At 34.2% G+C, this 12733-nt stretch carries 13 protein-coding genes; 11 read left to right on the forward strand and 2 right to left on the reverse strand.

Annotation, left to right across the window (positions count from 1 at the left end):
• Nucleotides 1–9: 9 nt before the first annotated feature.
• The 3 genes from PBT89_RS13570 to murB all read left to right on the forward strand — a co-directional run bounded on the left by PBT89_RS13570 (nt 10) and on the right by murB (nt 2766).
• Entirely contained in the window at nt 10–411 is a 402-nt protein-coding gene (locus PBT89_RS13570) for a DUF1573 domain-containing protein (RefSeq protein ID WP_270062359.1), read from the forward strand.
• Nucleotides 412–559: 148 nt separating this feature from the next.
• On the forward strand, nt 560–1753 hold the full coding sequence (locus PBT89_RS13575; RefSeq protein WP_270062360.1) for a pyridoxal phosphate-dependent aminotransferase: 1194 nt from the start codon (nt 560–562) through the stop codon (nt 1751–1753).
• 5 nt (nt 1754–1758) lie between these two features.
• The gene (gene murB, locus PBT89_RS13580; protein ID WP_270062361.1) at nt 1759–2766 is read left to right on the forward strand and encodes a UDP-N-acetylmuramate dehydrogenase; all 1008 of its coding nucleotides are present in this window, start codon (nt 1759–1761) and stop codon (nt 2764–2766) included.
• On the opposite strand, the gene PBT89_RS13585 is transcribed toward murB, so the two are convergent.
• Nucleotides 2763–3353, reverse strand: a complete 591-nt coding sequence (locus PBT89_RS13585; RefSeq protein ID WP_270062362.1) for a fasciclin domain-containing protein — start codon at nt 3351–3353, stop codon at nt 2763–2765. The genes murB and PBT89_RS13585 overlap by 4 nt on opposite strands.
• 132 nt (nt 3354–3485) lie before the next feature.
• On the opposite strand from PBT89_RS13585, the gene PBT89_RS13590 reads away from it, so the two are divergent.
• From PBT89_RS13590 to PBT89_RS13615, 6 genes are all read left to right on the forward strand, one after another.
• The gene (locus PBT89_RS13590; protein WP_270060361.1) at nt 3486–3689 is read left to right on the forward strand and encodes a membrane or secreted protein; all 204 of its coding nucleotides are present in this window, start codon (nt 3486–3488) and stop codon (nt 3687–3689) included.
• Between the two features lie 6 nt (nt 3690–3695).
• Entirely contained in the window at nt 3696–4799 is a 1104-nt protein-coding gene (locus tag PBT89_RS13595; RefSeq protein WP_270062363.1) for a glycosyltransferase, read from the forward strand.
• Complete coding sequence (locus PBT89_RS13600) at nt 4790–5359, forward strand: RNA polymerase sigma factor (protein ID WP_270062364.1); 570 nt, start codon at nt 4790–4792, stop codon at nt 5357–5359. The genes PBT89_RS13595 and PBT89_RS13600 overlap by 10 nt, the downstream gene beginning before the upstream one ends.
• Before the next feature lie 75 nt (nt 5360–5434).
• Complete coding sequence (gene lipA / locus PBT89_RS13605) at nt 5435–6313, forward strand: lipoyl synthase (RefSeq protein ID WP_270060358.1); 879 nt, start codon at nt 5435–5437, stop codon at nt 6311–6313.
• Nucleotides 6314–6317: 4 nt separating this feature from the next.
• Nucleotides 6318–7319: a type I glyceraldehyde-3-phosphate dehydrogenase gene (gene gap, locus PBT89_RS13610; protein ID WP_270062365.1), complete on the forward strand. Its 1002-nt coding sequence runs from the start codon at nt 6318–6320 to the stop codon at nt 7317–7319.
• Between the two features lie 156 nt (nt 7320–7475).
• Nucleotides 7476–9590, forward strand: coding sequence for a tetratricopeptide repeat-containing hybrid sensor histidine kinase/response regulator (locus PBT89_RS13615; protein WP_333474135.1), 2115 nt, complete (start codon nt 7476–7478; stop codon nt 9588–9590).
• Between the two features lie 60 nt (nt 9591–9650).
• Here the strand turns inward: PBT89_RS13615 and lpxK are convergent, their stop codons facing one another.
• Complete coding sequence (gene lpxK, locus PBT89_RS13620) at nt 9651–10646, reverse strand: tetraacyldisaccharide 4'-kinase (RefSeq protein WP_270062367.1); 996 nt, start codon at nt 10644–10646, stop codon at nt 9651–9653.
• A gap of 184 nt (nt 10647–10830) precedes the next feature.
• On the opposite strand from lpxK, the gene PBT89_RS13625 reads away from it, so the two are divergent.
• Together PBT89_RS13625 and PBT89_RS13630 are read left to right on the forward strand one after the other, a co-directional pair.
• Nucleotides 10831–11925 (forward strand): Nif3-like dinuclear metal center hexameric protein, encoded by a 1095-nt coding sequence (locus PBT89_RS13625; RefSeq protein ID WP_270062368.1) that lies wholly within the window; start codon nt 10831–10833, stop codon nt 11923–11925.
• Between the two features lie 2 nt (nt 11926–11927).
• Entirely contained in the window at nt 11928–12707 is a 780-nt protein-coding gene (locus PBT89_RS13630) for a zinc ribbon domain-containing protein (RefSeq protein ID WP_270060353.1), read from the forward strand.
• Nucleotides 12708–12733 lie beyond the last annotated feature (26 nt).

Here is a 12733-nt window from a genome sequence, read left to right on the forward strand (position 1 = left end):
TTTTGAATTATGAAAAAACTAGTTTTAATCACCGTATTGGCCTTTATAGGTTTCAATTCTGCTGTGGCACAAAAAGCTGCCAAGATGAAATTTAAGTCTGAAACAATAGACTTTGGTGAAATAAAAAAAGGAAGTGACGGTGTTCGCGTATTTGAATTTACAAATACCGGCGATATCGATTTGGTTATAAAAGATGTGACTTCTAGTTGTGGTTGCACAATACCTACAAAACCAGAAAGTCCTGTGAAACCGGGAGAAACTGGGAAAATCGAGGTAAAATATAACACAAAAATCGTAGGTCCTATAAGAAAAACGGTCACAGTCTATTCTAATGCTGAAGAACCTACCAAAGCTCTTAAAATTAAAGGTAGAGTTTTGGATGATGAAACTGAGGATAGTGACACAAAATAATAAACGTTAAAAATCTAAAAACTCCCTTTTATAGGGAGTTTTTTTATGCTTTTTCTGTAGGTGCACAACATCTCTTAAATTTCGATAAATCCTCCCAAGATTCTTACTTTAATTTTGCATTTTTGCAACAAACATAAAACGCAAGAGAATGCCTTCTATTTCAAAAAAAGGGCTTAGCATGCCCGAATCTCCGATAAGGAAATTAGTTCCGTTTGCGGAAGCTGCAGCGAAAAAAGGTAAAAAGATATACCAGTTAAATATTGGCCAGCCAGATATTAAAACTCCAGATGTTGCCATGCAGGCCGTTAAGAATAATAGTATCGAAGTTTTATCCTATAGCCACTCTGCAGGATTTGCAAGCTATCGCGAAAAACTGGCTAAATATTACGAGAGAAACGATATTCATGTTACTGCGGAAGATATTATCGTGACTACTGGTGGTTCTGAAGCGCTATTATTTGCTATGGGCACCATTACCGACCCGGGAGACGAAGTAATTATTCCTGAACCGTTTTATGCAAATTACAATGGTTTTGCAACGTCTAGCGGCGTAACAATTGTACCTATCGAATCTTCGATTGAAAATAACTTTGCATTACCTCCAATTTCAGAATTCGAAAAACTAATTACAGAAAAAACCAAAGCGATACTTCTTTGTAATCCAGGAAATCCAACGGGATATCTTTACACCAAAGAAGAAGTACAGCAAATCGCCGATCTCGCGTTAAAACATGATCTTTTTGTAGTGGCCGATGAAGTTTATCGTGAGTTCACTTATGACGGAGTAAAACATAATAGCATTATGAGTATTCCAAAATTGGCCAATAACGCTATTATGGTCGATTCGGTTTCTAAACGTTTTAGTATGTGCGGTGCTCGTATTGGATGTTTGGTTTCTAAAAACAAAGAGGTGATCACTACTGCAATGAAGTTTGCGCAAGCGAGATTAAGCCCGCCAACTTTAGCACAAATTGCAAGTGAAGCGGCTTTGGATACGCCACAGGAATATTTTGAAGAAGTAAACGAAGAATATACATTACGAAGAAATATTCTTGTAGAAGGTCTTGAAAAAATGGAAGGTGTAAAAGTTGCTAAACCAAAAGGTGCTTTTTATTGTATTGCAGAACTTCCTATAAAAAATGCCGACGATTTTGCACAATGGCTATTAGAAGATTTTGAATACCAAGGCGAGACTGTAATGGTTGCTCCTGCTGCCGGTTTTTATTCTACACCAAATACAGGATTAAATCAGGTTCGTATCGCTTATGTTTTAAAAAGAGAAAATTTGGAGCGTGCGCTTGAAATTTTAGAAGTGGCTATTAAAGAATACACGAGTAAATAAAAGATATGAAGGTTATCCACAATGTATCTTTAAAACCCTACAATACTTTTGGGATTGATGTTAGAGCAAATAAATTCATCAAAATCCAAACAATTGATGGTTTAAAAAAGATTTTGAGGAAAACCTACGCCGAAGAACTTTTTATTCTTGGTGGTGGTAGCAATATGCTCTTAACTGGCGATATTTCTAAAACCGTACTCCAAATTGGCTTAAAGGGAAAACAAGTTCTAGAAGAAAAAGAAGACTCTGTAATTATAAAAGCTCATGCTGGCGAAAACTGGCATGAGTTTGTTTTATGGACCCTCCAACAAGATTTTGGTGGACTAGAAAATCTCTCCTTAATTCCGGGAAATGTAGGCACCTCTCCTATTCAAAATATCGGTGCTTATGGAGTAGAACTTAAAGATACTTTTGTATCCTGTGAAGCCATCAATATCCAAACCTTAGAGAGCAAAACTTTTACGTTAGAAGATTGCGAATTTGATTATAGAAATTCAGTTTTTAAAAATAAGCTGAAAGGACAATATATTATTACCAGCGTAAACTTTAAGCTTAGCACGAAAAATCATCAACTTAAGATAGATTACGGCGCTATTGAATCTGAATTGAAAGGTATCGAAAATCCTAGCATAAGAGATATCTCTGATGCCGTTATTCGAATTCGAGAAAGCAAATTACCCAATCCAGCTGAAATTGGTAATTCAGGCAGCTTTTTTAAAAATCCGATAATTTCTACGGAATCATTTGTAACGCTACAAAAGAATTTCCCTGAAGTTCCTAGTTATAAAATGAGCGAGACAGAAGTTAAAATTCCTGCTGGCTGGCTTATCGACCAAGCCGGATTAAAAGGTTATCGCAATGGCGATGCCGGCGTGCATAAAAAACAGGCGTTAGTACTCGTAAATTATGGTAATGCTAGCGGTAGCGATATTTTAGAATTATCGCTTAAAGTTAGAGAAATTGTTAAAGAGAAATTTGGCGTCGATTTAGAACCTGAAGTTAATATTATTTAATTATTAGCTTCAATCTTATACAGGTATCCATTAGAACATTCAGCATAATTATCAACTTTAAGTAAATATCCATTCGAACTTTTTAGAAAAATTACGTTGTCCTTTATTATAAATTGAAGTTTAGAACCAAGAATATTCTCTATAAAAAATTCACCTTCGTTATTCTCAACCTTTCTTTTTAAATCTTCATAAGAAACACCTCTATTCAGTATAAAAAACTTAGAAAATTTGACAGTCTCTTTTTCGTCAAGATCGTCAATTTCAAAACTTTCTAAGCTTTCTAAACTTTCTAAACTGCTGTTCGTTGGAATAAAAACGGTATAAGGTCCATGATTCTCCAATAAATTTGTGGCTAAATCTGCTTTCTGCAATAAAAAATGAAAATCAGTAAACTCTACATTTTCGGCAATTAGCACAGCTATGCTTCTGGATTCTTGCAACTCTTCATTTTGCTGCTCCTGTCGCTCATCTGCCACGATTTCTTCCTTTTCAACTTCTTCAACTATAATTTCTCGTTGATGTTGCTTCATTTTCTTACAACTAAACAAGGAGAAAAAAACTACAAAAAAGAATATATTTTTTTTCATAACATTAAATTACAGCGACTTGAGTTTTAGCTGCGGTAAAAGTTCGTTAAATATTGTAAAGCATTTACTAAACGTCCGACTTATTTTAAAAAAGAGCGAATAATTCGTATTTTTGCACCAGAAGATATTATTATGGAACTATTTGTCATAACAGCGGTTTTATTAGGATTAGCCTTTGCAGGCATTGCAATTAAAATATGGGCGAAAAAAGATGGAAAGTTTGCAGGAACTTGTGCTAGCCAAAGTCCGTTTTTAAATAAAGAGGGCGAAGCTTGCAGTTACTGTGGAAAAATGCCTGATGAAAAGTGTAAAAATCCACAACAACAGACCAATTAATGCTTAATGGCAACATTTCTATTTGCCCTTTTTCTTCTATTTGCGGCAATTAATATTGGATATTTTTTAGCTTTTTTCAAGTTTTCGGCATCCGAATCTTCTGAAGCCTATGCGACTTCATTTCCGGTTTCAGTGATCGTTTGCGCTAAAAATGAAGCTGAAAATCTACAAAACTTTCTTCCTGCTATTTTAGAGCAAGACTATCCAGATTTTGAGGTAATCGTTATTAACGATGCATCTTCAGATAACACATTAGATGTAATCGAAGAATTTCAGAAAATAGATCCTCGTATAAAAATTGTAAACGTTATAAATAATGAAGCTTTTTGGGCCAATAAGAAATACGCCCTTACTTTGGGAATCAAAAAGGCACAAAATGAGCATCTAATCTTTACAGATGCCGATTGCGCACCACAATCTATACACTGGTTGCGACATATGACATCTGGATTTACCGAAGAAAAATCTATTGTTTTGGGTTACGGCGGTTATTTTAAGTATAAAAAATCGTTTATTAATAAATTGATTCGGTTTGAAACACTCTTAACAGCTATCCAATATTTTTCTTACGCTAAAATGGGTAATCCTTACATGGGCGTAGGAAGAAATTTGGCGTATACTTCTAAACAGTTCTATAAACAAAAAGGCTTTGCATCCCATTTACACGTTCGATCTGGCGATGATGATCTTTTTGTAAATGAAGCAGCAACCAATAGAAATGTCTCTATTTGTGATCATACTGAAAGTATAACCAGGAGCGTCCCTAAAACGAGCATTACCGATTGGTTTCGACAAAAAAGACGACATGCCTCTGTAGCAAAATTCTACAAAAACAAGGATAAACTTTTGTTGGGCATATTTTATTCTGCAAGATTGCTATTTTGGATTTTTCTAGTAATGCTGTTAAGTCTAAAATATTACTGGCCATATGTAATCGGCGCCCTAGGTCTTACACTAATTATAGAAGGTATTGTATATTTTCAATCAGCTAAAAAGTTAGATGAGAGAGATATCGTTTGGCTATTTCCTATTTTAGAACCTTTTCTTATACTCTCACAATTAGGTATATTTATTGTAAATACTATTTCAAAACCTTCACATTGGAAGTAAACCAGTCGATTTTATTACAAAAAATCCAAGAAGCAAAAAAAGGAAGTCAATCGGCTTTCAACTATTTGCTGGATCAATTTTGGAATAATGTTTATGGATTTCAGCTTAAAAAAACTCAAAATGAGTATGAAGCTGAGGATATCACTATTCAAACATTTTCAAAAGCTTTTAAAAGATTAGAAACTTTCGATGAAAATTATTCTTTCAGCACTTGGCTTATTGCGATTTCGAAAAATATTCATGTAGATATTCTTCGGAAGAAAAATAGTCAGTTACGCATCAACACTATTTCTGAAGATACCGAAAAAGTGAACACCATCGTAGACGAAACACCTTCTATTGAAGATAAGCTAATTACTGAACAGAATTTAGCGCAATTGCTTCGGGATATAAAAAAATTAAAGCCGCATTATCAGGAAGTTTTAAATCTTCGGTTTTTTCAGGAAAAATCATATAAAGAGATTTCAGAATCGCTGGGCGAACCCATGAATAATGTAAAAGTTAAACTATTAAGAGCCAAGAAATTGCTCTCAGAAATAATCGAAGATCGTAAAGGCTAATTAAGGTTTTAAACTATTAACGTCTAATTATGCAGTTAGATAGAATATTGTATCTTTGAATAAGAGATTTTTGCTATGAGTACAGAAACACTTACACCTTCTAAAACAGCTCCTAAAGGAAAACCGAAATGGCTTCGTGTTAAACTTCCTACAGGTAAAAAATATACCGAATTACGTAGTCTTGTAGATAAATACGATCTACATACTATTTGCACATCGGGAAGTTGCCCTAACATGGGAGAATGTTGGAGTGAAGGAACAGCCACTTTTATGATTTTGGGTAATATTTGTACTCGATCTTGTGGATTTTGTGGTGTAAAAACCGGTAGACCAGAAACGGTAGATTGGGATGAGCCAGAAAAAGTAGCACGTTCTATTAAACTAATGAAGATTAAGCACGCGGTGGTTACAAGTGTAGACCGTGATGATTTAAAAGATATGGGATCGATCATTTGGGCGGAAACCGTAAAAGCAATTCGCCGAATGAATCCTGAAACCACGCTAGAAACACTTATCCCAGATTTCCAGGGAAATACCAGAAATATAGATCGTATTGTAGAAGTAGCTCCAGAGGTTGTTTCTCATAATATGGAAACCGTACGCCGTTTAACTCGCGAAGTTAGAATCCAGGCTAAATACGATCGCTCTTTAGAAGTGTTGCGTTATTTAAAAGATCAGGGCATTAATCGTACAAAATCGGGTATTATGCTTGGTCTTGGCGAAACTGAAGAAGAAGTTATCCAAACACTACACGATCTTAAAGATGCAAACGTAGATGTAGTTACCATCGGCCAATATTTACAGCCAAGTAAACGTCACTTGCCAGTAAAGCAATTTATCACTCCAGATCAATTTAAAAAATATGAAGCTATTGGTTTAGATCTTGGATTTAGACATGTAGAAAGTAGCGCACTGGTAAGATCTTCTTACAAAGCCCAAAAGCACATCAACTAAGACAATGCCTAAAAACATTAATCTGGGAATTAACGGTTTTGGCCGAATAGGTCGAAATTTGTTTAGGCTACTTATTGACCATCCTCAAATAAATGTGGTTGCGATAAATGATTTAGCCGATGCAAAAACACTAGCTCATCTTCTAAAATACGATAGTGTACATGGTATTTTTAATGCCGAAATTTCTACGGAAGAAAATATTTTAATAGTAAACGGAAAAAAAACTGCGGTTTTTAATCAAGATCATCCTTCAAAAATCGATTGGAGTACCACGGAAGTAGATGTGGTCGTTGAAGCGAGCGGAAAATTTAAAACCCGGCCAGAACTTAAAAATCATCTTAACGGGAGTGTAAAAAAAGTAATTTTATCGGTACCTCCACAAGACGAAACCATTAAAATGGTAGTTCTAGGTGTTAATGAGCATATTTTAGACGGAAGCGAAGACATTATCTCTAATGCTTCCTGTACTACAAATAATGCTGCACCTATGCTAAAGTTGATTCACGAGAATTTCAAAGTAGAACAGGCCTATATAACCACCGTACATTCGTTTACGTCAGATCAAAGCTTACACGATCAACCCCATCGAGATTTACGACGAAGTAGAGCTGCAACACAATCGATTATCCCAACAACCACGGGAGCTGCAAAAGCGCTAACCTCTATTTTTCCAGATCTAAGTAACGTAATTGGTGGCTGCGGAATAAGAGTTCCTGTACCCAATGGCTCGTTAACCGATATGACAATCAATGTCACCAAAGCAACTTCTATTAAAGAAGTGAATCATATTTTCAAGAATGCTTCAGAAAATTCTTTGCGCGGAATTTTAAGTTATACCGAAGATCCTATCGTTTCTAAAGATATTTCAGGCAATACACATTCATGTATTTTTGATGCCGAGATGACTTCTGTAATCGATGGGAAACTAATCAAACTCATTGGCTGGTATGATAATGAAATTGGATATTCTAGCAGGTTAATAGATTTAATTTCGTCTTTATATTAATTTCTGTATATTTAGCAGCAATCTTTAGCAGTTAGCTGTAAAATGAATAATTTTAATCTTAGGTATTTCCTGCTATTTTCGTGCTTTTTAGTTTTTTCTTCCAATGCCCAAAAGAAACAAGATAGAGAAGAAATCACCCATCAAATTGATAGTTTATTGAAACAAGCAGAAGTTTCTGTTAACAAATACCAATTTGATAAAGCCACTGATGAACTTAACCGATCATTAAAATTAGCTCAGGATATCAATCACAAAAGGTATACTGCTTTAGCTAGCAGCATTACCTCTAAGCTTGAATATATACTTCATGATTATGATGATGCCATAGTTTCAATTAATAGAGCTATCGCTATACAAAGAGAAATTATAGACGAAACTGGTCTTGCTTACAGCTATCTTAGCCTTTCTAAAATTTTCACACTTCAGAACAACAAAAAGGCTGCCTTAGATTATTTAAATCTTTCTGAAAAACATTATAATAAATCAAACGATCAAAATTTAGAGAAATATCTCTCCTTACTAAACCTTCAGCGAGGGATAATTGCATTAAACTTAGAAAATGCTGCTAACAAAGCTTTTACATACTTTAAAAAAGCTGGCAAAAGTATAGATGTTATTGGTTCTCCTTATGAATATAGCCGACTATATTACTATCTAGCAAAAACAGAATTAGCTCGTAACAACACGAGCGAAGCTGAAAAATATGCCAAATCAAGCTTAAATGCTGCGAAAAAGAATGAGTTTCACGGCATGGTTATGAGCAACTTTAATATTCTTAGCAATATTTATGAAGCGCAACAAAACGATGCTAAAGCACTTAGCTATCTAAAATTAGCCAATAAGGAAAGATATCGACTTTTTGAAGTTAATAAAAGATCCCTAGGCAATGAATCTTATAAAGCTTACGGCAATGATGCGCTTAGAAGCGAAATCAAAGAATTATCTGAAAAAAGAAAAGAAAACGAAAGATCTCTTAAAGTAAACAAACTAACCACCATTTTAAGTGTAGCCTTAATTACTATATTATCTCTACTTACCTTATCTCTTTATAAAAATAACAATCTAAGAGCAAGAGCAAATGGCTTACTTCAAAAGAAAAATAGAGAGCTTACCATCGCTAAGGAAAATGCAGAGCGTGCCACTAAAGCCAAAGCTCAGTTTTTAAGCACAATTACCCACGAGCTTAGAACTCCACTTTATGCAGTTACGGGGCTCACACATCTTTTGTTAGAAGAAAACCCTACAGCTAATCAAAAGGAACATTTAAACTCCCTAAAATTTTCAGGAGAATATTTGCTAAGTCTTATTAATAACATACTTGATCTTAATAAATTAGAAGCAAATAAAGTTGAAGTTTTATATTCTGATTTTGATCTTGAGAAAAGAATTTCAGATGTATTAGTAGCCCTTAAAAATTCTGCTGATGATAAGAATATTAATATTCATTTTGATTTTGATAAATCCATTCCGCAGAAATTAAAGAGTGACCCGCTTAAGCTCTCACAAATTTTAATTAATCTAATTGGTAATTCTATTAAATTTACTGAAAACGGAGATATTTGGATAACGGTTACTCAAATTAGAGAAAGTATAAATGATGTGCATCTACGCTTCGAAATTAAGGATAATGGTGAAGGGATTTCGAAAGAAAAGCAAGAAACTATTTTTGAAAACTTTATTCAGGGATCTACTCAAATTAATCGAAAATTTGGCGGTACCGGTTTAGGCTTATCTATTGTAAAGAACCTCCTTAGTTTGATGGGAAGTAAAATAAATTTAGAAAGTGAGCTTGGACTTGGATCCAAATTTTGGTTTGATCTAAAATTTTTGGTAACCGAATCTGCAGCTCCTGCTGAAGGGAACGACCCTAATCTTGTAGAAAATGGTGGTGATTCTTTAGTTGGTAAAGAAATCCTTGTAGTAGAGGATAATAAAATCAATCAAATGATTACCAAAAAAATCTTAGAGAAAAGAAATGCGGTATGTGAAGTGGCAGATAACGGTACTAAAGCAATAGAAATGGTGAAAAATGCTAATTTCAACTTAGTGCTGATGGATATTCACATGCCTGGTATTAGCGGGATTGAGGCCACAAAACAAATTAGAAAATTTAATTCTAAAATACCGATTATCGCATTAACCGCGGTAACTCTAGATGACAATCTGGATGAGTTTTATCTAAATGGTTTTAATGACATCATCCCAAAACCTTATAAAACAGACGAGTTTTATCGCAAAATAAACAAACATCTTAGCATCAAAAATGCTTAGAATCTAATTTTCTTATTATCCTTTCAGAAATCTACACATTTATACGCTATAGTTTTCAAACTAAAATTCTGCGATGAATTTATTTATGCGCTTCAAAAAGTGTTCTTCATTTTCAACAAAATCGGTTTCAATAGCGACATAAAATAAAGGCGCGTTAATTTTTCCTTTTAAGCGCATAAAATCTTTTTCGGTCGTCAGAATAAATTCTTTGGTGTTTAGGGTAGCTATTTCAGCGTTTGTGAAATTATGATGATCTGCAAATTTAAGATGTTCAAAATTCGCATTTTTGGTTTTCAGAAAAGAAATAAAAGGTTCTGGCTTGGCTATACCGGTCACTACAGTATAATTGGCGATTAATTTATCGAATAAAAACTGGTTCCTACCGTCAGATATTTTTTCAGCATATTTTATAGTTGAAAAATATAATTCCTGATATTGCTTGATCTGAAGTTTAAATCTTATATGTTCTCGCTCCTTCAGTGTAATCGATTTTGGGCATTTAGTGACGACAATTACCTGCGCACGATCTGCACCCGAGTAAGTTTCTCTAAGATTACCTGTAGGCAACAAAAAGTCGTTTGCATATAAATCGCCGTAAGCTGTAAGTAAAATATTAAAACCGGCTTTTACTTTTCGATGCTGGTATGCGTCATCTAGAAGCACAATTTCAGCATTTCGTTTTCGTAATTCCTCAATTCCATTTCTACGATCGGCATCTACAGCCACCATGGCTTCTGGAAATTTAACTTTGAATTGCAAAGGTTCGTCGCCTGTTTCAATGGCTTTTTCATTTCCATTTAATAGTAAAAAACCTTCAGTAGATCTTTTGTAACCTCGACTTAAAACCGATATATTTTTATAATTCAACTTCCGAAGTAAAAACTCAATCATCGGGGATTTACCGGTTCCTCCTGCACTTAGATTCCCGACACAAATCACCGGAAAATCGTATGAGGTGCTTTTTAAAATTCGAGCATCAAAAAATTTATTCCTAAACCAAACAATTATGCCGTAGATAAGAGCAAATGGGAAAAGTAATTTTCGTAGTAAATTCATATTATGCAGGCTATAATATTTATCTTTGAAATCTAATTTTATCGATTTAGCTTTTGAAAAAAAATAGATGTTATTGTTAACTTCAGAAGATATAAATCTTAAAAATTAATACATTATATTTTAAGCTTACCAATCTTTAAAAATTGATAAAAACACCTAAATAAGGTTTTCAAAATTTAAAAATATGATTATTCAGGATATCATAAAAGAAATTGAGGAATTTGCTCCATTAAATTATGCTGAGGATTTTGATAATGTTGGGCTCTTAGTAGGTGATAAGAATGCTGAAGCCACCGGAGCTTTAGTAACCTTAGATACTCTTGAGGCAACCGTAGATGAAGCTATTGCTAAGAATTGCAACCTTATTGTGAGTTTTCATCCAATTATATTTTCTGGACTTAAAAAAATTACTGGAAAGAACTATGTTGAACGAGTGGTATTAAAAGCCATAAAAAATGATATCGCAATCTATGCAATCCATACAGCTTTAGACAATCAATATAAAGGTGTAAACGACATGATTTGTGAGAAAATCGGGCTCGTAAATCGACAAATTTTAATTCCGAAGAAAAACAGCATCAAAAAACTACTCACTTTTGTTCCTAAAAATGATGCCGAAAATGTTAGAAAAGCACTATTTGAAGTTGGCGCCGGTAGCATAGGAAATTATGATAATTGCAGTTTTAATGTAAATGGGCAGGGAAGTTTTAAAGGAAATAAAGACGCTGATCCCGTAATTGGCGAACGAGGCACTATTCATTACGAAGAAGAAACACAAATAGGAATTACATTCGCAGCGCATTTAGAAAGCAAAGTTCTAAACGCGTTGTTCAAATCTCATCCCTATGAAGAAGTTGCTTACGAAATCTATACGCTGGAAAACACAAATCAGCACTTAGGTATGGGAATGATTGGAGAATTGGAAGAACCACAAGATGAAGAATCCTTTCTAAATTCTATAAAATCAACATTTAATACGGGTTGCGTAAGACATTCGGCATTCTTAGGAAGACCTATTAAAAAAGTTGCTGTTTTAGGTGGAAGTGGCGCTTTTGCGATCGAAAATGCAAAAAGAGCCGGTGCAGATATCTACATCACGGCAGATTTAAAATACCACGACTTTTATAAAGCCGAGAAAAACATCATCTTAGCCGATATTGGACACTATGAAAGTGAACAATTTACAAAAAATTTAGTATATTCTTTTTTAACGAAAAAATTTAGTAATTTTGCACTTATTTTAGCAGAGACAAATAGCAATCCTATCAAGTATATTTAAGTATGGCAAAGAAAAATGATCTTACTGTAGAAGAGAAGTTAAGAGCTTTATACGATCTTCAGTTGGTAGATTCCAGAATTGATGAAATTCGAAACGTGCGAGGCGAACTTCCTTTAGAGGTAGAGGATTTAGAAGATGAAGTAGCCGGACTGAATAAACGTTTACAAAAATTAGATGATGATATCGATGTGATAAACACCGATATTAAAAGCAAGAAGAATCTTATTGACGAGTCTAAAACGACCATCAAAAAATATTCTGAGCAGCAAAAAAATGTTCGTAACAACAGAGAATTCAACGCATTAAGTAAAGAAGTTGAATTTCAGGAGTTAGAAATCGAACTTGCAGAGAAACACATCAAAGAGTACAAAGTTCAAATCGAGCAAAAAAAGCAGATTATTGAGCAAACTCAAGAAAGACTTAAAGATCGTGAGGCTCACTTAGAGCATAAAAAAGGAGAACTTGATGCTATCTTGGCCGAAACTGAGAAAGAAGAACAAGCACTAATCGATAGATCTGAGCAATACGAAACAGAAATTGACACCCGTTTAGTAAAAGCTTACAAGCGCATTCGTACGAATGTTAAAAATGGATTAGCCATTGTACCGGTAGAACGTGGTGCATCTGGAGGATCTTATTTTACTATTCCGCCACAGGTTATTATGGAAATTGCCGGAAGAAAGAAAATCATTACAGACGAGCACAGTGGTCGTATTCTTGTAGATGAAGATCTTGCGAAAGAAGAAAAAGAAAAAATGGACAAACTTTTCCAAAGCATCTAATCGCTTAGAAATTTGATTCATTCTTA

This window comes from Zunongwangia sp. HRR-M8 (assembly GCF_027594405.1).
Taxonomy (GTDB): Bacteria; Bacteroidota; Bacteroidia; order Flavobacteriales; family Flavobacteriaceae; genus Zunongwangia.